The organism is Frigidibacter albus (assembly GCF_009908165.1).
Taxonomy (GTDB): Bacteria; Pseudomonadota; Alphaproteobacteria; order Rhodobacterales; family Rhodobacteraceae; genus Frigidibacter; species Frigidibacter albus.
Genome location: NZ_JAAAUC010000008.1, coordinates 178267 through 199572, shown reverse-complemented (window position 1 = coordinate 199572; position 21306 = coordinate 178267). Strand labels below are relative to the sequence as shown.

Below are 21306 nucleotides of genomic sequence, written 5' to 3'. Positions count from 1 at the left end.
GCGCAAACCGGAAAAGGAAATGGACATGGCGCTTCCCGAATTCTCCATGCGTCAGCTGCTTGAAGCTGGCGTTCACTACGGTCACCAGACCCAGCGCTGGAACCCGCGGATGGCCGAATACATCTATGGCGACCGCAACGGCATCCACATCTTCGACCTGACCCAGACCGTCCCGATGCTGGACCAAGCTCTGCAGGTGATCCGCGACACCGTGGCCAAGGGCGGCCGCATCCTGTTCGTCGGCACCAAGCGTCAGGCCTCCAAGGCCATTGCCGAAGCGGCGGACAAGTCGGCCCAGTTCTACATGAACCACCGCTGGCTCGGCGGCACGCTGACCAACTGGAAGACCGTCTCCCAGTCGATCGCGCGCCTCAAGCAGATCGACGAGATCATGGCGCATGGCGCCGAGGGCCTCACCAAGAAAGAGCGCCTGAACATGGACCGCGAACTTGCCAAGCTGCAGGCCTCGCTCGGCGGGATCCGCGACATGGGCGGCGTGCCGGACCTGCTGTTCGTCATCGACGTGAACAAGGAATCGCTGGCGATCCTCGAAGCGCAGAAGCTGGGCATCCCGGTCGTCGCCATCGTCGACACCAACTGCTCGCCCAAGGGCGTGGACTACGTGATCCCGGGCAACGATGACGCGGCCCGTGCCATCGCGCTCTATTGCGATCTGGTCTCGCGCGCGGCGCTGGACGGCATGACCGCGCAGATGGGCGCCGCTGGTGTCGATCTGGGCTCGCTGGACGAAGCCCCCGCCGAAGAGCTGGTCGAAGAGCCCGCCACCGCCTGATCTCTGCCCCGGCGGGCACGCGAGCCTCGCTTCGTGCCCGCCGCGCCGGCAGATGTTACGCAATCGTCATCAGGCGGGGGATATTCCCCGCCTGAACGCTGCAAAGGGTCGGGCCTGCCCGGCCGCGATGATCAAACGAGGAGAGCCGACATGGCAATCACCGCCCAGATGGTGAAGGAACTGCGCGAGTCGACCGGCGCAGGCATGATGGACGTCAAGAAAGCGCTGACCGAAACCGATGGCGACATGGACGCCGCGGTGGATTGGCTGCGCACCAAGGGCCTGGCGAAGGCCGCCAAGAAATCGGGCCGCGTTGCGGCCGAGGGCCTCGTGGGTGTTGCGGTTTCGGCCGGCAAGGGCGTCGCCATCGAGCTGAACTCGGAAACCGACTTCGTCGCCAAGAACGCCGATTTCCAGAGCCTGGTGCGCGAGATCACCAAGGTTGCCCTGGAAACCGCCGACAGCGTCGAAGTGCTGCGCGCCTCGCATCTGAACGGCAAGACCGTGGACGAGGTCCTGAACGAATCCATCGCCCGCATCGGCGAGAATATGAACCTGCGCCGCCTGCATGTGCTGGAAGGCGAAACCGTCGTCTCCTACGTGCATAACGCGGCTGCGGAGGGCATGGGCAAGATCGGCGTGCTGGTCGCGCTGAAGGGCCCGGTTGATCAGGCCAAGGTGATCGGCAAGCAGATCGCGATGCACATCGCAGCCACCGCCCCGGCCTCGCTGTCCGAGGCCGATCTGGACCCGGTTCTGGTCGAGCGTGAAAAGTCCGTCCTGTCCGAACAGGCGCGGGAATCGGGCAAGCCCGAAGCGGTGATCGAGAAGATGATCGTCGGCCGCATGGCGAAGTTCTTCGAGGAAGTGACCCTTCTGGGCCAGAAGTTCGTGATCAACCCCGACGTGACCGTCGGTCAGGCCGCCAAGGATGCGGGCGTCGAGGTGACCGGCTTTGCCCGGATCGTCGTCGGCGACGGCATCGAGAAGGAAAAGGAAGACTTCGCGGCCGAGGTCGCCAAGACCCTTCAGGGCTGACCCTCCTTCCGCGCCTTCGGGGGCGGGACCAGCTCAAGGGCCGGGCAGGGAAACCTGTCCGGCCTTTGCGTCCGGGTTGCGGGGCAGGGGCGCAACGACCGTCGATTCCGTGACTTGGCCGCAAATGAATAAGCGGCGCGGACCCAAAGGCCCGCACCGCCATCCGTAACGCGCCGCATCTGTTGGGGATGAGGACGGGGCGCGCAACTGTTCGGTCTGCCAGATCGACTACGACCGGGCAGACCGGCCCGGTTTCCCGGAGGGACCGCGATCCCCGCGAAAATCTGCGGGCTGGACCGAAGTACCCTGTTCCCGGCCAAAGCCGCCACTCACGGAACTTTGATACTCTGGCGGCTGACGTTGCGTAAGGGAAGTCGGGGAATCCATACCTGACCATTCGGTCAGGTCCGCTCTGCGTCACCTGCCATGCGGGCGCCGGTGCCGACATCTTCGGGCGCGACCGCCACGGTCTTGAGGATCGCGTGGCAGGTTTGCCCCGCGGCCAGCCCCAACGCCTCGGCCGAGCGCAGGGTGATCCGCGCCAGCAGCCGGTCTTCCCCCACCGCCAGCACCACCATCGCGCCGGGGCCATGGCCGGGCCTCACCTCGGTGATCGTCCCCGCAAGGATATTCAGCGCCGACAGCCCCTCGGGCCGGGCGCGCGACAGGATCACGTCCTGCGCCGCGATCCGCACCCGCAGCGTGCTGCCCGGCGCATCGGCCACAAGCGGCAGCCACAGTCGCCCGCCTTCCGTCGCCAGCTCGCTCAGCCCGTCGGCATGATGCGCCACCACCCGCGCCACCAGCACCGAGGCCGCGCCGCGCACCCCCATCGCCGCCACATCCCCCAGCACGCGGCCGGGCGGGCCGACGGCCGTGACCCGCCCCCCCCGCAGCGCCACCACCGTCGTCGCCAGCCGCGCCACCTCGGCCGAGGAATGGCTGACATAGAGGATCGGCACTGACACCTCATCGCGCAGCCGCTCGAAATACGGCAGGATCTCGGCCTTGCGCGCCTCGTCCAGCGCCGCCAGCGGCTCATCCGCCAGGATCAGCTTCGGCGCGGCCAGCAGCGCCCGGCCAATGGCGACGCGCTGCTTTTCCCCGCCCGACAGCGCGCCGGGGCGGCGGTCCAGCAGATCGCCAAGGCCGAGCAGCTCGACCACATGCGACAGCCCCGGCGCCTCTGCCCCCCGCGGCGCGAACCAGCGGCCATAGAGCAGGTTCTGCCGCACCGTCAGATGCGGGAACAGCCGCCCCTCCTGAAACACATATCCCAGCCGGCGCCGGTGCGGCGGCACGAAGCGCCGCGCGGCGGTATCCAGCAGCACCCAGTCCCCTGCCGCGATCCGCCCGGCATCGGGGCGCAGCAGCCCGGCCACCGCATTGACCAGCGTGGTCTTGCCCGAGCCCGAGGGGCCGAACAGCACCGTTACCCCCGGTGGGGCCTGAAAGGCCACGTCCAGATCGAAGCCTGCAAAGCGGTGCTGCACCGAAACCGAAATCATGCGCCTGCCACCCGCCGTGCCACCCGCCGCGCCAGCAACTCGGACAGCAGCAGTGCCCCCATCGCCAGCGCGACCGACACGATCACCAGCCGCCCCGCCGCCGCCTCGCCGCCCGGCACCTGCAGGAAGGCGTAGATCGCCGAGGGGATGGTCTGCGTCTCACCGGGGATGTTCGAAACAAACGTAATTGTCGCCCCGAATTCCCCCATCGCCTTGGCGAAGGCAAGAATGGACCCCGCCACCACGCCCGGCAACGCCAGTGGCAGCGTGACCGTGGCGAAGACCCAGGCGGGCGAGGCGCCAAGCGTGCGCGCCGCCGCCTCCAGCTTCGGGTCCACCGCCTCCAGCGCCAGTCGGATCGCCCGCACCATCAGCGGAAAGGCCATCACCGCCGCCGCCAGCGCCGCCCCGGTCCAGCGGAAGGACAGCACGATGCCGAACTGTTCCAGAAATTCCCCCACCGCGCCGCGCCGCCCGAAGGTCAGAAGCAGCAGATAGCCGGTGACAACGGGGGGCAGGATCAGCGGCAGATGCACCAGCCCGTTCAGCAGCGGCTTGCCCCAGAACGTCCAGCGCGCCAGCGCATAGGCGGCTAGGATCCCCAGCGGCAGGCTCGCCAGCGTCGCCACCAGCGACACGCGCAAGCTCAGCCGCACCGCCTGCCACTCGGCCGGGCCGAGCCAGTTGGACCAGTCTTCCATCAAGGGGCGCTGAAGCCAGCGGCGGCCCAGATCCTGCGCGCCGGGTCCGAGGTCAGGTAGTCCAGAAACTCCGCCGCCACCGGGCTTGTCGCCTGCGCGGTCAGCGCTGCCGGGTAGGTGATCGGGGCATGGCTGCCCGCGGGGAAGGTGCCGATGACGCTCACCCGCTCCTCTGCCGCCGCATCGGTCGCAAAGACGATCCCCAGCGGCGCCTCACCCTGCGCGACGAAGGCCAGCGCCCCGCGCACGCTGTCCGCCTGCGCCACCAGCGGCGCCGCGCCGTCCCACAGCCCCAGCGAGACCAGCGCCTGCTTGCCATAGACCCCGGCGGGCACCGCATCGACCAGCGCCATCGCCAGGCGCCCGCCGTCCAGCATCCCCGGCAGATCGAGGCTGGCATCAACCTTCACCGGCGCCGCCTGCCCCTGCGCGATCAGCACCAGTGTGTTGCCCAGAATGTCGCGCCGCGTGTCCGCCTGCACATCGCCCGAGGTCGCCACCGCGTCCATCCAGTCGGCGCTGGCCGCGATGAAGATGTCCGCTGGCGCGCCCTGCTGGATCTGCCGCGCCATTGCCGACGATCCGCCATAGGACAGCACCGCCCGGTGCCCGGTTTCCGCCGCCCAGGCCTCGGCCACCGCGTCCAGCGCGCCGGTCAGGCTGGCGGCGGCGAAGACGGTCACGTCTTCCGTCGCGGCCCGCAGGGGCAGGGCGCAAAAGGCCAGCGCGGCACAAAGGGCAAGACGGCGGATGAAGGGCATGGGGGACTCCCAAAGGATATGGTTCGCAAAACATATCGCAGCAGGCCCGCGTTTCAGGCAAGCGTTATTTTCCGCCGGGAATATCCCGCAGCAGCGCCTGCAGCGCCTGCAGCCGCGCCGCGCCCGCCGCTGCCGCATCCGCCTCGACCCCGCGATAGAGCGCAAGCACCTGCCGCCCCGCCTCGGTCAGCACAGCGCCGCCGCCCCCCGGCCCGCCGCGGGTGCTGTCCACCAGCGGCTCGTGGAACATCGCGTTCAGCGTGCCGATCAGCTGCCAGGCGCGCTTGTAGCTCATCCCCATCTCGCGCCCGGCCGCGGCGATGGACCCGCAGCGGTCGATCCGCTCCAGCAGTTCGGCCTTGCCGGGGCCGATGAAATCCGCGCCGCCAAGGACGATGCGGAGGCGCAGGGCAGGGGAGGGCGGCGTATCGGTCATTCCCCACACCTCGCGGATTGCCCGGGCCTTGCGCAAGGGAAATGTCGGCCGGGGCTTGCCGCCCCCAAGAAGCACTGGCAAGCAGGCCTGCAACGAATATACTTGCAAAGCCCGCGTCCCGCACGAGTTTTCGAAGGTCACAGCCTCATCATGCCGCCATCACCGATCACGGCCCCGGCCAGCGCCGACCCCATCTTGCAGGGCGGCGGCGAATGCGGCGCGCTGATGCGGGGGCTGGACTGGACCGCGACCCCGCTTGGCCCGCCGCAGCACTGGCCGCAGGAGTTGCGGGTGGTGGTGGGGATCGCCCTTGGCTCCTTGCAGCCGATGCTGATCGTCTGGGGGCCCGAGCAGATCACCCTATACAACGATGCCTATGCCCCGATGTGCGGCGCGCGCCACCCCGCCGCCATGGGCCGCCCGTTCCGCGAGCTGTGGTTCGACATCTGGGACCAGGTCGATCCGATCATCGCCGCGGCCTATGACGGGATCAGCACCTCGATGGCGGATATCGAGTTCGTCATGCACCGCAACGGCTATCCCGAGGAGGCGCATTTCGCCTTCTCCTACTCGCCGGTGCGGGACAATGCCGGCGCCGTGCTTGGCATGTTCTGCGCCTGCGCCGAGATCACCGGGCAGGTGCTGATGCAGCGCCGGCTGGCGAGGGAACGCGAGCAGATGCGGCAGATCTTCGAGATGGCGCTTGGCGCCGTCGCCATCGTCAGCGGGCCCGAGCATGTCTTCACCTTCGCGAACAGCGAGTATCGGGCGCTGGTCGGGCGCGAGGATATCGTCGGCAAGTCGGTCGCCGAGGCGCTGCCCGAGGCCGCCGAGCAGGGCTTTGTCACCCTGCTCGACACAGTGCGCGCGACGCGCGAGGCCTATGTCGGCCGCGGGGTCGAGATCGACCTGCAACGCACGGCCGAGGGCGCGCGCGAACGCCGCGTCCTCGATTTCAACTACCACCCCGTCGGCGGCTTCGAGGGGCCGGCGGATGGCATCTTCGTGCAGGCGGTGGATATCACCGAACAGGCCAATGCCGCGCGCCAGCAGGAATTGCTGAACCACGAACTTGCACACCGGATGAAGAACCAGCTGGCGCTGGTGCAGGCCGTCGCCAACCAGACCCTGCGGCTGGCGAGCGACCTCGATACCGCCCGGCTGTCGCTGAACCAGCGCATCGGCGTTCTTGCCCGCGCGCAGGACATGCTGCTGACGGGCAGCGCGCAGGCGACGACGGTGACAGAGATCGTGAACGGCGTGACTGCGCTGCATGACGATCCGGCCGATCCCCGCTTCCACCTCGAAGGGCCAGACCTGCGCGTCGGCCCCCGCGCCGCGCTGTCGCTGTCCTTGATGCTGCATGAGCTGTCCACCAACGCCGCCAAATACGGCGCGCTGTCTGTGCCGGGCGGCTCTGTCTCGGTGATCTGGCACAGCACGCCGACCGATGACGGCGAGTGCTTCTGTCTGGAATGGAACGAGGCCGGCGGCCCGCCCGTCGTGGAGCCCGCCCATAGCGGATCGGGCACCCGCCTGCTGAACGCCGGCATCTCGGGCGCGCAGATCAGCAAGGTGGACCTGCATTACCACCCGAAGGGCGTGTGCTGTGAGATCTGCGTGGACCTGCAGGGGCTGGCGAGCTAGCCAGCCCTGGGCAGGGCCTCAGGTCCCGGCAGCGGGGCGGGTGCTGCCCGAGCTGCCAAAGCCGCCACGTGCCGCCGCCGTGGCGCGGGTCATCGGCGGCTGCCCGGCGGTGGCGGCCGGGCGGGTGAACTGGTTTGCCGCGATATTGCCGCGCCCGGTGTTCGACGAATAGGCCGCGGTGCCCGCCGCATTGGTGAAGCGCCCGTCCTGCGTCCGGTACAGAGGCTGTGACGCCGCCATCCCCTGGCGCGATCCGCCCAGCATCGAGCCGATCAGGTATCCCGCGATCAGCGGCATGAAGATCGACCCGCCGCCCGATCCCGTCGCCTGCTGCTCGGACCCGCAATTGCCCTCGCCATGCAGCTCTTCGCAGACCTCCTGGCTTTCATAGCGCGGGGCGGCCTCGGCATGCAGGGTCTGCGCCTCCTGAAAAGCGATGTCGCAATCGAGGCTTGAAAACGTGCTGCCGCCCTGTTCCGCGGCGGCCTTGCAGGCGCCCAGATCCGGAAAGGCCTCGGCCTCGACCGCTTCCTCGCGGCAGCCGGCCAGCGCGAAGGCGGCGGCGCCAAGGATGGTCAGCGCCACGGCACGCGAGCGTTTGCGGGGCCGGGTCTGGACGGGGTGAAGCGGGGTGTCGGTCATGTCTCTCCTCCCGGGAGCTAGCGGATGTAATGCGGCTTGAACCGCGACAGGTCTTGGGTGATGCGGCCCCGGTCCTCGCGCATGCCAAGGCCGACGCAGGCCTCGCCGACGATCCAGGCCCCCAGCACCGGTCGGAAGCCGCCGAACTCGGGCAGCGGATGGTAGGCCTGCACGATCCTGGGGTAGGCCCCATAGCCGCCCTCGGGGCTGGCCTCGGTCTCCACCCCGTTCTCGACGATGCGGATCGCCGCCCCCTCGCGCGAGAACAGCGGCTTGGACACATGGCCGCGGCCAAGCGCATCGCCCGCCCGCCGCGCCTCGGGCGTGCCGCCCGCGATCTCGTCCTCGAAGAAGGCCGGCAGCAGGTTCGGGTGCCCCGCATACATCCGCCACAGCACCGGCAGCAGGCCCTTGTTCGACACCACCGCCTTCCACGCCGGCTCCAGCATCAGGCAGCCCGAGGTGACCAGATGCCGCGAGAAATCCTCGCGCAGCAGGTCTTCCCAGGGGTAGAGCTTGAAGAGGGTGCCGATCACCCGGTCCTCGGCATCGAGGAACTGGCCCTTGGTCGAGACGGCGATCTTTTCCAGGTCCGAATAATGCGCCCCCATCCCCGCCTCGCGTGCGGCCCAGGCCATGCATTCGACGGTGGCGTAATCCTCGGGGTTGCCGCCCATGGCGGTGAAATGCAGGTCGGTATTGGGCGGGAACAGGCTGCGGAACCGTTCCACCAGCGCCTCATGGATGCCGTTGAACTGGTCGGCATCCTCGGGCAGCACACCCGCGGCGATCTGGTCTTCCAGCCAGCTCCACTGGAACGACGCGCTTTCGTACAGCGAGGTCGGCGTGTCGGCATTGTATTCCAGCATCTTCGCCGGGCCGGTGCCGTCCCAGGCCAGATCGAAACGGCCGTAGATCTCGGGCTCCGCCCGTTTCCAGCTGTCGGCCACCAGGTCGCGGTGTTCGTCCGGGATCGCCAGCCGCGCCATCAGCTCCTCGCTGGCCAGGATCTCGGCCACCGCCTCGCGGGCCATGCTGTGCAACTCGGTGCAGGGATCCTCGATGCCGCTCTCGATTTCCTCGAGGCTGAACTCGTAGGCCGAGCTTTCCTCCCAATAGGGCTCGCCATGCATGTCGGCAAAGGTGAAGCCAAGCTCCTCGGCCTTCGCACGCCAGCCGTCCCGCTCGGGCAGCTCGATCTTCCGCATCCATAATCCTCCCGGTTCTTGCCCCTCAGGTAAGCAACCGCGCGCCCGGACGCCAGAGCCGGGCGCAAGTTTGTGCCGGGGTGTAACGCATCCGTCAGCCCGCTTCCCCCAATCGCGCGTGCCGGGGCCTTGGTCATCCCGCCGTCACAGAGTATAGCTCGCCCGCGGTCGATCCCCAGGGCGGCCCACCCCCGACATGGCAAGACCCGATGATGCACCCCGACGCCCCCAAGCTGTCCGTCGCGCCGATGATGGACTGGACCGACCGCCACTGCCGGTATTTCCACCGGCAGCTGTCGCAGCACGCGCTCCTCTACACGGAAATGGTCACTGCCCCCGCCATCCTCCACGGCCCCCGTGCGCGGCTGCTGGACTTCGACCCCGCCGAACACCCCGTCGCGCTGCAGCTTGGCGGCGCCGACCCGGCGGAGCTGGCCGAGGCGGTGCGGATCGCGGCCGACTGGGGCTATGACGAGATCAACCTCAACTGCGGCTGCCCGTCGGACCGGGTGCAGTCGGGCTGCTTCGGCGCGGTGCTGATGGAGAACGCGCCGCTGGTCGCCGACTGCGTGGCGGCGATGATCGCGGCGGCGCCGGTGGAGGTGACGGTGAAATGCCGGATCGGGGTGGATGAGCAGGTGCCAGAGGAGGTTCTGCCCCAGTTCCTCGAAACCGTCAGCGCGGCCGGGGTCAGCCGCTTCACCATCCACGCCCGCAAGGCCTGGCTGCAGGGGCTGAGCCCTGCGCAGAACCGCACCGTCCCGCCGCTGGATTACCCGCTGGTCATTGCCATGAAGCGCGCCTTCCCGCAGCTGCACCTGTCGATCAACGGCGGCATCGGCACCCTGGCCGAGGCCGAGGCGCTGCTGGCGACAGGGCTGGACGGGGTGATGATCGGCCGCGCCGCCTATCACGAACCCTTCGCCATCCTGGCCGAGGCCGACCCGCGCATCTTCGGCACCGGCACGCCCGCCGATCCCTACAAGGTGCTGGACGCGATGCGCCCCTATATCGACCGGCACCTCGCCAATGGCGGCAAGCTCCACCAGATCACCCGCCACATGCTGGGCCTGTTCCACGGCCGCCCCGGCGCGCGCGGCTGGCGGCGGGTACTGTCGGAACGCGTCTCCACCCCCGGCGCCGGGCTCGAGGTGCTGGACGCGGCGCTGGAGCCGCTGCGGGCAGCGGCCTGAGCGGGATTGTCACACGACAACTGATTCCGTCAGTCTTTCCCCGCCGCACCGGCCACGGCGCCCCGCCCGCAAGGTCCATGCCGCGCCGCAGAGCCGCGCGGTGCTGCGCCGCGAAACAACGGGCCGGCCGAGAAGAAATCAGCCCCGCAACCATCGCTCTGCACGGGCATTTTCCCCCCCGGCTTCGGTTGACCGCGCCGGGGTGGGGGAGTAAACGGGCGGAAGCCGGAACTGCGCGACCAGCGTCGCGTCACGAGGGAGCCACCAGTGGACGATCTGCTGCGAGAATACCTTCCCATCCTCATCTTCCTTGCAATGGCCATCGGCCTTGGGCTGGTGCTGTTGCTTGCCGCCGTGATCATCGCGGTGCGCAATCCCGACCCGGAAAAGGTTTCGGCCTATGAATGCGGGTTCAACGCCTTCGATGACGCGCGGATGAAGTTCGACGTGCGCTTCTACCTGGTGTCGATCCTGTTCATCATCTTCGATCTGGAAGTCGCGTTCCTCTTCCCCTGGGCGGTGGCCTTCGGCGGGCTAAGTGAGACGGCATTCTGGTCGATGATGGTGTTCCTTGGCGTGCTGACCGTCGGCTTCGCCTATGAATGGAAGAAGGGGGCGCTCGAATGGGAGTGATTGCTGGAGGCGTCCAGACTGGCGCCCACACCGCCGGCGCCGACAAGGAAGCCACCACGGCCGCGCTCAACCGCGACCTGCAGGACAAGGGCTTCCTGCTCACCTCGGTCGAGGATGTGATCAACTGGGCGCGCAACGGCTCGCTGCACTGGATGACCTTCGGCCTTGCCTGCTGCGCCGTCGAGATGATGCACACCTCGATGCCGCGCTATGACGTCGAACGCTTCGGCACCGCCCCCCGCGCCAGCCCGCGCCAGTCGGACCTGATGATCGTCGCCGGCACGCTGACCAACAAGATGGCCCCGGCGCTGCGCAAGGTCTATGACCAGATGCCCGAACCGCGCTATGTGATCTCGATGGGATCGTGTGCCAATGGCGGCGGCTATTACCATTACAGCTATTCGGTGGTGCGCGGCTGCGACCGGATCGTCCCGGTGGACATCTACGTGCCCGGCTGCCCGCCCACGGCTGAAGCCTTGCTCTATGGAATCCTGCAGTTGCAGCGGAAGATCCGCCGCACCGGCACCCTCGTCCGCTGAGGAGCGCGCGCATGTCCGAAGCCCTGACCGAACTTGCCAGCTACATCGAGGCGCGCCGCGGCGATGCCGTGCTGTCCACCGACATCGCCTTTGGCGAGCTCACGGTGACCGCGACGCTGGCGGGCCTCACCGGCCTGATCGACTTCCTGCGCAGCGATCCGACCTGCGCCTTTTCGTCGCTGGTGGACATCACCGCGGTCGATTACCCGACCCGGCCGGAACGCTTCGACGTGGTCTATCACCTGCTGTCGATGTACCGGAACCACCGCGTCCGCGTGAAGGTGGCGATCCGCGAGGAAGACATGGTGCCCTCGATGATCGGCATCCATCCGGCCGCCAACTGGTTCGAACGCGAGGTGTTCGACATGTTCGGCATCCTGTTCTCGGGCCATCCCGACCTGCGCCGCCTGCTGACCGATTACGGCTTCCGCGGCTTCCCGCTGCGCAAGGACTTCCCCACGACCGGCTATACCGAGGTCCGTTATGACGAGGCGCAGAAGCGCGTTGTCTATGAACCCGTGTCGCTGACCCAGGAGTACCGGCAGTTCGACTTCATGTCCCCCTGGGAGGGCGCGAAATACGTGCTGCCGGGCGACGAGAAATCCAAGGATACGGGGGCAAAGTCGTAACGTGACCGGCCAGCCGACACTCCTCTTCTGCGTGGGCGCGACCAAGGCCGGGACTTCCTGGCTGTATCGCTATCTGCACGCGCACCCCGAGTGCCGGATGCGGTCGATCAAGGAGCTGCATTTCTTCGACACCGTCGATCTGAATGACTATGACCATCAGTTCGACACCTATGCCCGGCTGCGCAGCGACCTTGCGGCGCGTCTCGCCGGGGCAGGGGAATGGCGTGCGGGCAACCTGCAGCGCCAGATCGACGACGTGGACGAGATCGTGGCGGCGCTGGCGCTGGCGCAGGCGGGGGATACGGACGGCGCCGTGCGCGCCTACCGCGATTACCTCTTTGCCGCGGCGCGGGATGCCCGGCTGGTTGGGGACATCACCCCCGGCTATGCGCTGCTGTCGCAGGCGCGGCTGACGATGATGGCGGGGCTCTCGCCCGCCGTGCGGGTGCTCTACCTGATGCGCGATCCGCTCGACCGGCTGTGGAGCCATGTGCGGATGCAGGCCAAGCGCCAGCTGCGCGCGGGCGAAGAGATCGGGCTGAAGTCGCGCCGGGTGCTGAACCGGGTGATCCGCCGCGGGATGGAAGTGCATATCCCGGCACGCGGCGATTATCACGGCACCATCCAGCGCCTGCAGGCGGCGGTGCCGCCCGCGCAGCTGATGATCGAGTTTTCGGAACGGCTGCTGACCGAGGCCGGGTTGCGGCGTCTCTGTGCCTTCCTCGGGATCAGCTACCGCGAGGCCGACACTTCGGAGCGCGCGCATGAGGGCGTGAAGCTGGCGCTCGACCCAGGCCAGCGCGGCCGGGCCCAGGCGTTCCTGGCCCCGCAATATGACTTCGTGGAACAGAATTTCGGCCCGCTCCCGCTGGAGTGGCAGGCCAACAGGGCGGAGGTCCGGATATGATGGATGGCAGCTTCGACGACGCGCTGACCGGCGAGCAGAAGATCCGCAACTTCAACATCAACTTCGGCCCGCAACACCCTGCGGCGCATGGAGTTTTGCGTCTGGTGCTGGAACTGGACGGCGAGATTGTCGAACGCTGCGACCCGCATATCGGCCTGCTGCACCGCGGGACCGAAAAGCTCATGGAGTCGCGGACTTACCTGCAGAACCTGCCGTACTTTGACCGGCTGGACTACGTTGCCCCGATGAACCAGGAACATGCCTGGTGCCTCGCCATCGAGCGCCTGACCGAAACCGTGGTCCCGCGCCGCGCCAGCCTGATCCGGGTGCTGTTCTGCGAAATCGGCCGCATTCTCAACCACTTGATGAACGTCACCACGCAGGCGATGGACGTGGGCGCCCTGACCCCGCCGCTCTGGGGCTTCAAGGCCCGCGAAGAGCTGATGGTGTTCTACGAACGCGCCAGCGGCGCGCGGCTGCACGCGGCCTATTTCCGGCCCGGCGGTGTGCATCAGGACCTGCCGCCCAAGCTGATCGACGATCTTGAAGACTGGGCCAAGGCCTTTCCGGCGCTGCTGGACGATATCGACGGCCTCTTGACCGACAACCGGATCTTCAAGCAGCGCAACGTCGATATCGGCGTGGTCAAGGAAGCGGATATCCTCACCTGGGGCTATTCGGGGGTGATGGTGCGCGGATCGGGCCTGGCCTGGGATCTGCGCCGCAGCCAACCCTATGAATGCTATGACGAATTCGACTTCCAGATCCCGGTCGGCACCAATGGCGATTGCTTCGACCGCTACCTGTGCCGGATGCAGGAAATGCGCGAGTCGACCAGGATCATGCTGCAGGCGCTGAAGATGCTGCGCGCCGAGCCGGGCGACATCCTGGCCCGCGGCAAGATCACCCCGCCCAAGCGCGGCGACATGAAGCGGTCGATGGAAAGCCTGATCCATCACTTCAAGCTTTATACCGAGGGCTTCCACGTTCCGGCCGGCGAAGTCTATGCCGCAGTCGAGGCGCCCAAGGGCGAGTTCGGCGTCTATCTGGTCGCCGATGGCACCAACAAGCCCTACCGTGCCAAGATCCGCGCGCCGGGCTATCTACACCTGCAGTCGATGGACTGGATCGCCCGCGGCCACCAGCTGGCCGACGTGTCCGCCATCATCGGCACGCTGGACGTGGTGTTCGGGGAGATTGACCGCTGATGCCCGCTGCCCTTTCGCAACACCTGATCGCCGGCGCCTTCGCCGCGGTCCCCCTGACCGGAGCCGCCTGCTGATGCTTCGCCGCCTGTATCATGACCAGCCCGCCGGCTTTGCCTTCACCCCTGCCAATCTGGCCTGGGCGGAAGCGCAGATCACCAAATACCCCGCCGGCCGTCAGGCCAGCGCGATCATTCCGCTGCTGTGGCGCGCGCAGGAACAGCAGGGCTGGCTGACCCGCGCCGCCATCGAGCATGTCGCGGACATGCTGGGCCTCGCACATATCCGGGCGCTGGAAGTGGCGACCTTCTACTTCATGTTCCAGCTGCAACCCACGGGAAGCATTGCCCATATCCAGATCTGCGGCACCACCAGCTGCATGATCTGCGGCGCCGAGGACCTGATCGCGGTCTGCCGCGAGAAGATCGCCTCGCGTCCCTACACGCTGTCGGAAAACGGCAAGTTCACCTGGGAAGAGGTTGAATGCCTCGGCGCCTGCGCCAACGCGCCGGCGGCGATGATCGGCAAGGATTACTACGAGGATCTGACCGCCGAACAGCTGCGCAAGCTGCTGGACGAGCTGGCCTCTGGCGCGGTGCCGGTGCCCGGCCCGCAGAACGGGCGCTTCTCGTCGGAACCTGCCAGCGGCCTGACCAGCCTGAAGTCCGATGACAGCGGCCGCACCCGCTATAACGCCAGCGTGCAGCTGGCGGTGGATCTGGGCGAGACGGTGAAGCGCATCGACGGGACCGAGGTTCCGCTGCTGACGCCCTGGCTGAACAAGGCCGCGCCGGTGAACGAACCTGTGACCGAAGCCGTGGTCGAGGCCGAAGAGCCGACCCCGGGCGAGGGCCTGCCGATCGACGAGACCGGGATCACCGTGCAGGAGGCCGGCGCCGAGAGCGCCGCCGAGGTGCCCGAGCAGGGCGTGGCTGTCGAGGCGCCCTCGGACGCGCCGGTGACGACGCGCGAGGCGCCGATGCCGACCACGGGCGCCGATGCGGAAACGCCTGCCTCTTCCGCCGCGCATGAGGTCGAGACCCCGGCCGATGCCGCGGATGCCCCGGCGGGGGCCGTGCCCTCGGCTGCGGACATGCCCGCCACTGGTGCGACGGCGCAAGCAACCGACACGCCGGTGGCCGACTTGCCCGCCGGCAAGCCGCCGGGCCTGCCCGAGGCGCGGGGCGGGGTGCCAGACCATCTGCGGCTGATCGAGGGGATCGGCCCCAAGGTCGAGCGGGTGCTGCACGGGCTTGGCGTGTTCCATTTCGATCAGATCGCCGCCTGGACCCCCGAGGATGTGGCCTGGGTCGATGCCAACCTGCCGCATTTCCCCGGCCGCGCCAGCCGCGAGCGGTGGGTGTCGCAGGCGCGGATCATCTGCGAGGAAGGCCGTGAGGCTTTCCTGATCCGCGCCAAGACGAATGACTACTGACGATGACAAAGCCCCCGACGCAGCAGGACAAGGCACTGGCGAGCGAGGCGCGGATGGTCGCCATCGTGATCGCGGTGACGATGGTGCTGTGGATGGGGGCGCAATGGCTGGGCGGCAGGTTCGGGCTTGAAGCCCGCTATGTGTTCCTGTTCGACTTGGCCGCGATGGCCGCGTTCTTCTGGGCGCTGGTCGTGACCTGGCGGATCTGGCAACGGCAAAAGCGCCAGTGATTTGAGGATGCAACGATGCTGAAGGATCAGGACCGGATCTTTACCAACCTCTACGGGATGCATGACCGCAGCCTGAAGGGTGCGCAGGCGCGCGGCCATTGGGATGGCACCGCCGGTATCCTTGGCAAGGGCCGCGACTGGATCGTGGACGAGATGAAGAAGTCGGGCCTGCGCGGCCGCGGCGGGGCAGGGTTCCCGACGGGCCTGAAATGGTCGTTCATGCCCAAGCAGAGCGACGGGCGCCCGGCCTACCTCGTCATCAACGCCGACGAATCCGAGCCCGCGACCTGCAAGGACCGCGAGATCATGCGCCACGATCCGCATACGCTGATCGAAGGCGCGCTGATCGCCAGCTTCGCGATGCAGGCCCATGCGTGCTACATCTACATCCGCGGCGAATATATCCGCGAGAAGGAAGCGCTGCAGGCGGCCATCGACGAATGCTATGACGCGGGGCTGGTCGGGCCCAATGCCTGCGGGTCGGGCTGGGATTTCGACGTCTACCTGCATCACGGCGCCGGGGCCTATATCTGCGGCGAGGAAACCGCGCTGCTGGAAAGCCTTGAGGGCAAGAAGGGGATGCCGCGGATGAAGCCGCCGTTCCCGGCCGGCGCTGGCCTCTACGGCTGCCCGACCACGGTGAACAACGTCGAATCCATCGCCGTGGTGCCGACGATCCTGCGCCGCGGCGGCGAGTGGTTCGCGGGCTTTGGCCGGCCGAACAATGCCGGCGTGAAGCTTTATGCGATGTCGGGCCATGTGAACACGCCCTGCGTGATCGAGGAGTCGATGTCGATCAGCATGAAAGAGCTGATCGAGAAGCATGGCGGCGGCGTGCGCGGCGGCTGGAGCAACCTCAAGGCGGTGATCCCGGGCGGCGCGTCCTGCCCGATCCTGCCGGCGGACCTCTGCGATGCGGCGATCATGGATTACGACGGGATGCGCGAGCTGAAATCCAGCTTCGGCACCGCCTGCATGATCGTGATGGACCAGTCCACCGATGTCATCAAGGCGGTGTGGCGGCTGTCGAAATTCTTCAAGCATGAAAGCTGCGGGCAATGCACGCCCTGCCGCGAAGGCACCGGCTGGATGATGCGGGTGATGGAGCGGCTGGTGACCGGCGAGGCCGAGGTCGAGGAAATCGACATGCTGCTGAGCGTGACCAAGCAGGTCGAGGGCCACACCATCTGCGCGCTTGGCGATGCGGCGGCCTGGCCGATCCAGGGCCTGATCCGGCATTACCGCGAAGAGATCGAGGACCGGATCAAGGCCAAGAAGACCGGCCGCATGGGCGCGATGGCGGCGGAGTAGGGCAATGGGTGGCGGCATCGCATATTTGCTTACCTTTTCCGAAAGCGGTCTTGCGCTTCTCAAGATCGTGTTTCAATTGCAATCCCTCATGGAGACCTCCAGGGCGCAAGATGAGGCAAAGAGGCAAAAGGCCGCTGAGTTGCTTATCGAAATGGCCAATTGTCTGGGAGAAATCGAGAAGGAGATTCGCTCCGATACTCCGGAGCTCGGGAGGCTTGTTGGCAAGGTTCGCGCCTACATTGAGGCGTTTCCATCGGTCTTCGGTCCCCTGATCGAAAACCAACGCGCGAAAGATTACGCCTCGCAATTCTCTATCCTTTTCGAGGGGGAACCTCAGACTTATGGGCGAATGATCGATGGGTTGCTTGAACTCAAACGTTTTGAATCAGAAGACGCCGTTGACAGCGCCCATGTGAATGCTTCCATCGCCACTCTTACGCTGGTCCAAGGCCAACTCGAAGCTCTGTCGGAGTTGATACAGTTTCCTGAAGCATTCAGGGACTCCAGCGCGGAAGAGGCGGTGTGAGAATGCGGGTTGCGGGGATCATCGGCATGGTGGGGGCGGGCGTGCTGAGCGCCTGTGCCGCGCCGTCCGTGCCGTTGGCCGGTGCGGCTTCGGGGCGGGTTCCCGTGGCAGTCGAGGGCAAGGCCTTCCTCGCCGAGATCGGGCCGGGGCCGGACGGGGTGCGCTTCACCCCGGCGGGCGCGGTGCCGGTGCGCGGGATGCGCGTCGCGGTGCGCCGCGCTGCGGTGCCGCTGGATTACTCCGAGGGCCGCGTTGCCAAGGAGGCCGCTGCGCTGGCCTGCGAGGGGCAGGGGCGGCGGTTTGACGGAACCGCGCATGGCAAGTTCGCCGGTGCGGGTACTTGGGAATTCGCGGGGGCCTGCGCATGAGCGGGCTTGCGCACAAGGCGGCACATGCCGCGACAAGATCAACCGCGGCGGGCCACGCCCTCGCGGTCCCGGGCCTCGCGCCCGAACGCATGCTGGAAGGGGCGCTTTGAGATGTCCAACACCCGGAAGATCATCATCGACGAGATCGAGGTCGAGGTTGATCCCAACCTCACGCTGATCCAGGCCTGCGAGCTGGCGGGCGTCGAGATCCCGCGCTTTTGCTACCATGAGCGGCTGTCGATCGCCGGCAACTGCCGGATGTGCCTTGTCGAGGTCGTCGGCGGCCCGCCGAAGCCCGCTGCCAGCTGCGCGATGCAGGTCAAGGACTTGCGCCCCGGCCCGAATGGCGAGCCTTCGGTCATCAAGACCAACTCGCCGATGGTGAAGAAGGCCCGCGAGGGGGTGATGGAGTTCCTGCTGATCAACCACCCGCTGGATTGCCCGATCTGCGACCAGGGCGGCGAGTGCGACCTTCAGGACCAGGCGATGGCCTACGGCGTCGATTTCAGCCGCTACCGCGAGCCCAAGCGGGCGACCGAAGACCTGAACCTCGGCCCGCTGGTCGAAACGCACATGACCCGCTGCATCAGCTGCACCCGCTGCGTGCGCTTCACGTCCGAAGTGGCCGGGATCACCCAGATGGGCCAGACCGGGCGCGGCGAGGATAGCGAAATCACCAGCTATCTGAACCTGACGCTGGATTCGAACCTGCAGGGCAATATCATCGACCTCTGCCCGGTCGGCGCACTGGTGAGCAAGCCCTATGCCTTCACCGCCCGCCCGTGGGAGCTGACCAAGACCGAGACCGTGGACGTGATGGATGCGCTTGGCAGCAACATTCGGGTGGATTGCAAGGGCCGCGAAGTGATGCGGATCCTGCCGCGCAACAATGACGGCGTGAACGAGGAGTGGATCAGCGACAAGACCCGCTTCGTCTGGGACGGCCTGCGCCGTCAGCGGCTGGACACGCCCTACATCCGCGAGGGTGGCAAGCTGCGCAAGGCGACGTGGCCCGAGGCGCTGGCGGCGGTGGCTGCGGCGATGACGGGCCGCAAGGTCGCGGGGCTGGTGGGCGATCTGGCCCCGGTCGAGGCGGCATTTGCGCTGAAGACCCTCGTTGAAGGTCTTGGCGGGAAAGTGGAATGCCGCACCGATGGCGCGCGTCTGCCGGCCGGGCAGCGCGGCGGCTATGCCGGGACGGCGCGGATCGAGGATATCGACAGCGCCGGGCAGATCTGGATCGTCGGGTCCAACCCGCGGGTGGAATCGCCGGTGCTGAACGCCCGGATCCGCAAGGCCTGGACCCAAGGCGCCGAGGTGCATGTGATCGGCGCCGCGGCGGATCTGACCTATGACGTGACGCATGAGGGCACCGGCCGCGACACGCTGGTGCGGCTGGCCGGATCGGCGACCGCGAGCGACAAGCCCGCGCTGGTGATCGTGGGGCAGGGCGCGCTGACCGAAGCCGATGGCGAGGCGGTGCTGGCCCATGCTCAGGCGCTGGCGACGGCGCTTGGCGGTGGGCTGCTGGTGCTGCACTCGGCAGCCTCGCGCGTTGGTGCGATGGATGTGGGCGCGGTGACCGAGGGCGGGATGCAAGCGGCGCTGGAGGGGGCCGAGTTGGTCTACAACCTCGGCGCCGATGAGGTCGAGATCGCGGCGGGACCGCTGGTGATCTATCAGGGCAGCCACGGCGACCGCGGCGCGCACCGGGCCGACATCATCCTGCCGGGCGCGGCCTACACGGAAGAAAACGGCCTGTTCGTGAACACCGAAGGGCGCCCGCAACTGGCGCTGCGCGCCGGCTTCGCGCCGGGCGAGGCGAAAGAGAACTGGGCGATCCTGCGCGCGCTGTCGGCCGAGCTTGGCGCGGCGCAGCCCTGGGACACTCTGGCGCAGCTGCGCCGGGCGCTGGCGGCGGCGGTGCCGCATCTGGCGCTGATCGACCAGGTGCCGGAGAACGCGCCGGCGGAGCTGGAGCTGCGCGCCCCGGGACATGCCGATTTCCGGGTCACGGTGAAGGACTTCTACCTGACCAACCCGATCGCCCGCGCCTCGGCGCTGATGGCGGAACTGTCGGCGATGGCGCAGGCGCGGGCGGCAACGCCGCTGGCGGCGGAATGATGGGCCGCGGCGCCCCCCTTGCGGTTCTTGCCACCGGCCTTGCGGCCGGTCTGGCGGGCTGTGCGGGCGGCGCTGCGGATCAGCCGGGCGCGACCAGCGCCGGGTTTCGCCCCGACTACCGGGGCGTGGAAACCCGGCTGCTGAGCGGCGATCTGGTCAGCTTTCGCGTTGCCATGTCGGGCGCGCGCGGGCTGCCGGATGTCGAGGCTTATGCGGCCTGTGCGGCGGCGCAATATGCGCTGATCCGGGGCTATGGATTCGCGCGCCATGTGCGCACGAATGTCGATGAAGAGGGTGGCGTTTGGCGCGCGGATGCTGTTTACACCATCTCGCCAGCACTACCCCGGGGCATCGCCACGATTGACGCCGAAGTCGTCGTCGCGGCCTGTTCCGAACAGGGTATACCGACGGTCTGAGGGACAAAAGGCAACATGGCTGAGTTTCTTTCCACGCCACTGGGCACATTCTTGCTGATCGCCGTCCAAGGCCTCGGCATCATTGCCTTCGTGATGATTTCGCTGCTGTTCCTCGTGTATGGCGACCGCAAGATCTGGGCCGCCGTGCAGATGCGCAAGGGCCCGAACGTGGTGGGCGCCTTCGGCCTGCTGCAATCGGTGGCCGACGCGCTGAAATACGTGGTCAAGGAAATGATCGTCCCCGCCGGGGCCGACAAGGTCGTGTTCTTCATGGCGCCGCTGGTGTCCTTCGTGCTGGCGATCCTGGCCTGGGCGGTGATCCCGTTCAACGAAGGCTGGATCCTGGCCGACATCAACGTCGCGATCCTGTTCGTTTTCGCCGTGTCCTCGCTGGAGGTGTATGGCGTGATCATGGGCGGGTGGGCCTCGAACTCCAAATACCCGTTCCTCGGATCGCTGCGGTCCGCCGCGCAGATGATCTCGTATGAGGTATCGCTGGGGCTGATCATCATCGGCGTCATCATCTCGACGGGCTCGATGAGCTTTGGCGGCATCGTCGAGGCGCAACGCGGCGATTACGGGCTGTTCAACTGGTACTGGCTGCCGCACCTGCCGATGGTGGTGCTGTTCTTCATCTCGGCGCTGGCCGAGACCAACCGCCCGCCGTTCGATCTGCCCGAGGCGGAGTCGGAACTCGTGGCCGGGTTCATGGTGGAATATTCCTCGACCGCGTACCTCTTGTTCATGGCCGGCGAGTACATCGCCATCTTCCTGATGTGCGCGCTGATGAGCCTGCTGTTCTTCGGGGGCTGGCTGTCGCCGATCCCGGGGCTGCCGGACGGCGTGCTGTGGATGGTCGGCAAGATGGCGTTCTTCTTCTTCATGTTCGCCATGGTGAAGGCAATCGTGCCGCGCTACCGCTATGACCAGCTGATGCGCATTGGCTGGAAGGTGTTCCTGCCGATGTCGCTGGGTTGGGTTGTGATCGTGGCCTTCCTGGCCAGATACGAAGTTCTCGGCGGTGCCTGGGCCCGCTGGACGATGGGGGGCTGAGGC

At 67.4% G+C, this 21306-nt stretch carries 23 protein-coding genes; 17 read left to right on the top strand and 6 right to left on the bottom strand.

The features are described 5' to 3' along the window. Positions 1 to 19 precede the first annotated feature (19 nt). Together rpsB and tsf are read left to right on the top strand one after the other, a co-directional pair. Positions 20 to 793 carry a 30S ribosomal protein S2 gene (gene rpsB, locus GVY41_RS13825; RefSeq protein WP_161347495.1) on the top strand — a complete coding sequence of 258 codons (774 nt, stop codon included), beginning with the start codon at positions 20 to 22 and terminating at the stop codon, positions 791 to 793. Positions 794 to 943: 150 nt separating this feature from the next. Then, positions 944 to 1831, top strand: coding sequence for a translation elongation factor Ts (gene tsf, locus GVY41_RS13820; protein ID WP_161347493.1), 888 nt, complete (start codon positions 944 to 946; stop codon positions 1829 to 1831). 401 nt (positions 1832 to 2232) lie between these two features. On the opposite strand, the gene modC is transcribed toward tsf, so the two are convergent. From modC to GVY41_RS13800, 4 genes are all read right to left on the bottom strand, one after another. After that, the gene (gene modC, locus GVY41_RS13815) at positions 2233 to 3339 is read right to left on the bottom strand and encodes a molybdenum ABC transporter ATP-binding protein (protein ID WP_161347491.1); all 1107 of its coding nucleotides are present in this window, start codon (positions 3337 to 3339) and stop codon (positions 2233 to 2235) included. Then, entirely contained in the window at positions 3336 to 4040 is a 705-nt protein-coding gene (gene modB, locus GVY41_RS13810; protein WP_161347489.1) for a molybdate ABC transporter permease subunit, read from the bottom strand. The genes modC and modB overlap by 4 nt, the downstream gene beginning before the upstream one ends. Next, entirely contained in the window at positions 4040 to 4801 is a 762-nt protein-coding gene (gene modA / locus GVY41_RS13805; protein ID WP_161347487.1) for a molybdate ABC transporter substrate-binding protein, read from the bottom strand. The genes modB and modA overlap by 1 nt, the downstream gene beginning before the upstream one ends. Before the next feature lie 64 nt (positions 4802 to 4865). After that, positions 4866 to 5237: a winged helix-turn-helix domain-containing protein gene (locus GVY41_RS13800; protein ID WP_161347485.1), complete on the bottom strand. Its 372-nt coding sequence runs from the start codon at positions 5235 to 5237 to the stop codon at positions 4866 to 4868. Positions 5238 to 5387: 150 nt separating this feature from the next. Between GVY41_RS13800 and GVY41_RS13795 the strand changes: the two genes are divergently transcribed. After that, entirely contained in the window at positions 5388 to 6884 is a 1497-nt protein-coding gene (locus GVY41_RS13795; protein ID WP_161347483.1) for a sensor histidine kinase, read from the top strand. Positions 6885 to 6902: 18 nt separating this feature from the next. On the opposite strand, the gene GVY41_RS13790 is transcribed toward GVY41_RS13795, so the two are convergent. Beyond that, a complete protein-coding gene (locus GVY41_RS13790) occupies positions 6903 to 7526 on the bottom strand; it encodes a DUF1190 domain-containing protein (RefSeq protein WP_161347481.1) in 624 nt (207 codons plus the stop codon). A gap of 17 nt (positions 7527 to 7543) precedes the next feature. After that, on the bottom strand, positions 7544 to 8734 hold the full coding sequence (locus tag GVY41_RS13785) for a glutathionylspermidine synthase family protein (protein ID WP_161347479.1): 1191 nt from the start codon (positions 8732 to 8734) through the stop codon (positions 7544 to 7546). A gap of 209 nt (positions 8735 to 8943) precedes the next feature. On the opposite strand from GVY41_RS13785, the gene dusA reads away from it, so the two are divergent. From dusA to nuoH, 14 genes are all read left to right on the top strand, one after another. Further along, the gene (gene dusA / locus GVY41_RS13780; RefSeq protein ID WP_161347477.1) at positions 8944 to 9927 is read left to right on the top strand and encodes a tRNA dihydrouridine(20/20a) synthase DusA; all 984 of its coding nucleotides are present in this window, start codon (positions 8944 to 8946) and stop codon (positions 9925 to 9927) included. A gap of 267 nt (positions 9928 to 10194) precedes the next feature. After that, complete coding sequence (locus GVY41_RS13775; protein ID WP_161347475.1) at positions 10195 to 10560, top strand: NADH-quinone oxidoreductase subunit A; 366 nt, start codon at positions 10195 to 10197, stop codon at positions 10558 to 10560. Further along, positions 10551 to 11099: a NuoB/complex I 20 kDa subunit family protein gene (locus tag GVY41_RS13770; RefSeq protein WP_161347473.1), complete on the top strand. Its 549-nt coding sequence runs from the start codon at positions 10551 to 10553 to the stop codon at positions 11097 to 11099. The genes GVY41_RS13775 and GVY41_RS13770 overlap by 10 nt, the downstream gene beginning before the upstream one ends. Before the next feature lie 11 nt (positions 11100 to 11110). Continuing rightward, positions 11111 to 11728: an NADH-quinone oxidoreductase subunit C gene (locus tag GVY41_RS13765; RefSeq protein WP_161347471.1), complete on the top strand. Its 618-nt coding sequence runs from the start codon at positions 11111 to 11113 to the stop codon at positions 11726 to 11728. 1 nt (position 11729) lies between these two features. Then, the gene (locus GVY41_RS13760) at positions 11730 to 12635 is read left to right on the top strand and encodes a sulfotransferase (protein ID WP_161347469.1); all 906 of its coding nucleotides are present in this window, start codon (positions 11730 to 11732) and stop codon (positions 12633 to 12635) included. Continuing rightward, positions 12635 to 13843 carry an NADH-quinone oxidoreductase subunit D gene (locus tag GVY41_RS13755; protein WP_161347569.1) on the top strand — a complete coding sequence of 403 codons (1209 nt, stop codon included), beginning with the start codon at positions 12635 to 12637 and terminating at the stop codon, positions 13841 to 13843. The genes GVY41_RS13760 and GVY41_RS13755 overlap by 1 nt, the downstream gene beginning before the upstream one ends. Positions 13844 to 13916: 73 nt before the next feature. Continuing rightward, a complete protein-coding gene (gene nuoE, locus GVY41_RS13750) occupies positions 13917 to 15275 on the top strand; it encodes an NADH-quinone oxidoreductase subunit NuoE (RefSeq protein WP_161347467.1) in 1359 nt (452 codons plus the stop codon). Positions 15276 to 15277: 2 nt separating this feature from the next. Then, entirely contained in the window at positions 15278 to 15505 is a 228-nt protein-coding gene (locus GVY41_RS13745; protein WP_161347460.1) for a DUF5337 domain-containing protein, read from the top strand. A 15-nt stretch (positions 15506 to 15520) separates the two neighbouring features. Continuing rightward, complete coding sequence (gene nuoF / locus GVY41_RS13740) at positions 15521 to 16816, top strand: NADH-quinone oxidoreductase subunit NuoF (RefSeq protein ID WP_161347458.1); 1296 nt, start codon at positions 15521 to 15523, stop codon at positions 16814 to 16816. A gap of 4 nt (positions 16817 to 16820) precedes the next feature. Next, positions 16821 to 17342: a hypothetical protein gene (locus GVY41_RS13735; RefSeq protein ID WP_161347456.1), complete on the top strand. Its 522-nt coding sequence runs from the start codon at positions 16821 to 16823 to the stop codon at positions 17340 to 17342. Beyond that, positions 17339 to 17710: a hypothetical protein gene (locus GVY41_RS13730; protein ID WP_373283303.1), complete on the top strand. Its 372-nt coding sequence runs from the start codon at positions 17339 to 17341 to the stop codon at positions 17708 to 17710. Before GVY41_RS13735 ends, GVY41_RS13730 begins: the two co-directional genes overlap by 4 nt. Before the next feature lie 111 nt (positions 17711 to 17821). Then, positions 17822 to 19834, top strand: a complete 2013-nt coding sequence (gene nuoG / locus GVY41_RS13725) for an NADH-quinone oxidoreductase subunit NuoG (RefSeq protein WP_161347454.1) — start codon at positions 17822 to 17824, stop codon at positions 19832 to 19834. Continuing rightward, positions 19834 to 20250, top strand: coding sequence for a hypothetical protein (locus GVY41_RS13720; protein WP_161347565.1), 417 nt, complete (start codon positions 19834 to 19836; stop codon positions 20248 to 20250). The genes nuoG and GVY41_RS13720 overlap by 1 nt, the downstream gene beginning before the upstream one ends. A 15-nt stretch (positions 20251 to 20265) precedes the next feature. Then, the gene (gene nuoH, locus GVY41_RS13715; RefSeq protein ID WP_161347452.1) at positions 20266 to 21303 is read left to right on the top strand and encodes an NADH-quinone oxidoreductase subunit NuoH; all 1038 of its coding nucleotides are present in this window, start codon (positions 20266 to 20268) and stop codon (positions 21301 to 21303) included. The last annotated feature ends 3 nt before the right edge of the window (positions 21304 to 21306 follow it).

Bases quoted from the DNA above. Each gene is read 5' to 3' on its own strand.
- rpsB (WP_161347495.1), top strand. From the start codon at position 20: ATGGACATGGCGCTTCCCGAATTCTCCATGCGTCAGCTGCTTGAAGCT.
- tsf (WP_161347493.1), top strand. From the start codon at position 944: ATGGCAATCACCGCCCAGATGGTGAAGGAACTGCGCGAGTCGACCGGC.
- modC (WP_161347491.1), bottom strand. From the start codon at position 3,339: ATGATTTCGGTTTCGGTGCAGCACCGCTTTGCAGGCTTCGATCTGGAC.
- modB (WP_161347489.1), bottom strand. From the start codon at position 4,040: ATGGAAGACTGGTCCAACTGGCTCGGCCCGGCCGAGTGGCAGGCGGTG.
- modA (WP_161347487.1), bottom strand. From the start codon at position 4,801: ATGCCCTTCATCCGCCGTCTTGCCCTTTGTGCCGCGCTGGCCTTTTGC.
- GVY41_RS13800 (WP_161347485.1), bottom strand. From the start codon at position 5,237: ATGACCGATACGCCGCCCTCCCCTGCCCTGCGCCTCCGCATCGTCCTT.
- GVY41_RS13795 (WP_161347483.1), top strand. From the start codon at position 5,388: ATGCCGCCATCACCGATCACGGCCCCGGCCAGCGCCGACCCCATCTTG.
- GVY41_RS13790 (WP_161347481.1), bottom strand. From the start codon at position 7,526: ATGACCGACACCCCGCTTCACCCCGTCCAGACCCGGCCCCGCAAACGC.
- GVY41_RS13785 (WP_161347479.1), bottom strand. From the start codon at position 8,734: ATGCGGAAGATCGAGCTGCCCGAGCGGGACGGCTGGCGTGCGAAGGCC.
- dusA (WP_161347477.1), top strand. From the start codon at position 8,944: ATGATGCACCCCGACGCCCCCAAGCTGTCCGTCGCGCCGATGATGGAC.
- GVY41_RS13770 (WP_161347473.1), top strand. From the start codon at position 10,551: ATGGGAGTGATTGCTGGAGGCGTCCAGACTGGCGCCCACACCGCCGGC.
- GVY41_RS13765 (WP_161347471.1), top strand. From the start codon at position 11,111: ATGTCCGAAGCCCTGACCGAACTTGCCAGCTACATCGAGGCGCGCCGC.
- GVY41_RS13755 (WP_161347569.1), top strand. From the start codon at position 12,635: ATGGATGGCAGCTTCGACGACGCGCTGACCGGCGAGCAGAAGATCCGC.
- nuoE (WP_161347467.1), top strand. From the start codon at position 13,917: ATGCTTCGCCGCCTGTATCATGACCAGCCCGCCGGCTTTGCCTTCACC.
- GVY41_RS13745 (WP_161347460.1), top strand. From the start codon at position 15,278: ATGACAAAGCCCCCGACGCAGCAGGACAAGGCACTGGCGAGCGAGGCG.
- nuoF (WP_161347458.1), top strand. From the start codon at position 15,521: ATGCTGAAGGATCAGGACCGGATCTTTACCAACCTCTACGGGATGCAT.
- GVY41_RS13735 (WP_161347456.1), top strand. From the start codon at position 16,821: ATGGGTGGCGGCATCGCATATTTGCTTACCTTTTCCGAAAGCGGTCTT.
- nuoG (WP_161347454.1), top strand. From the start codon at position 17,822: ATGTCCAACACCCGGAAGATCATCATCGACGAGATCGAGGTCGAGGTT.
- GVY41_RS13720 (WP_161347565.1), top strand. From the start codon at position 19,834: ATGGGCCGCGGCGCCCCCCTTGCGGTTCTTGCCACCGGCCTTGCGGCC.
- nuoH (WP_161347452.1), top strand. From the start codon at position 20,266: ATGGCTGAGTTTCTTTCCACGCCACTGGGCACATTCTTGCTGATCGCC.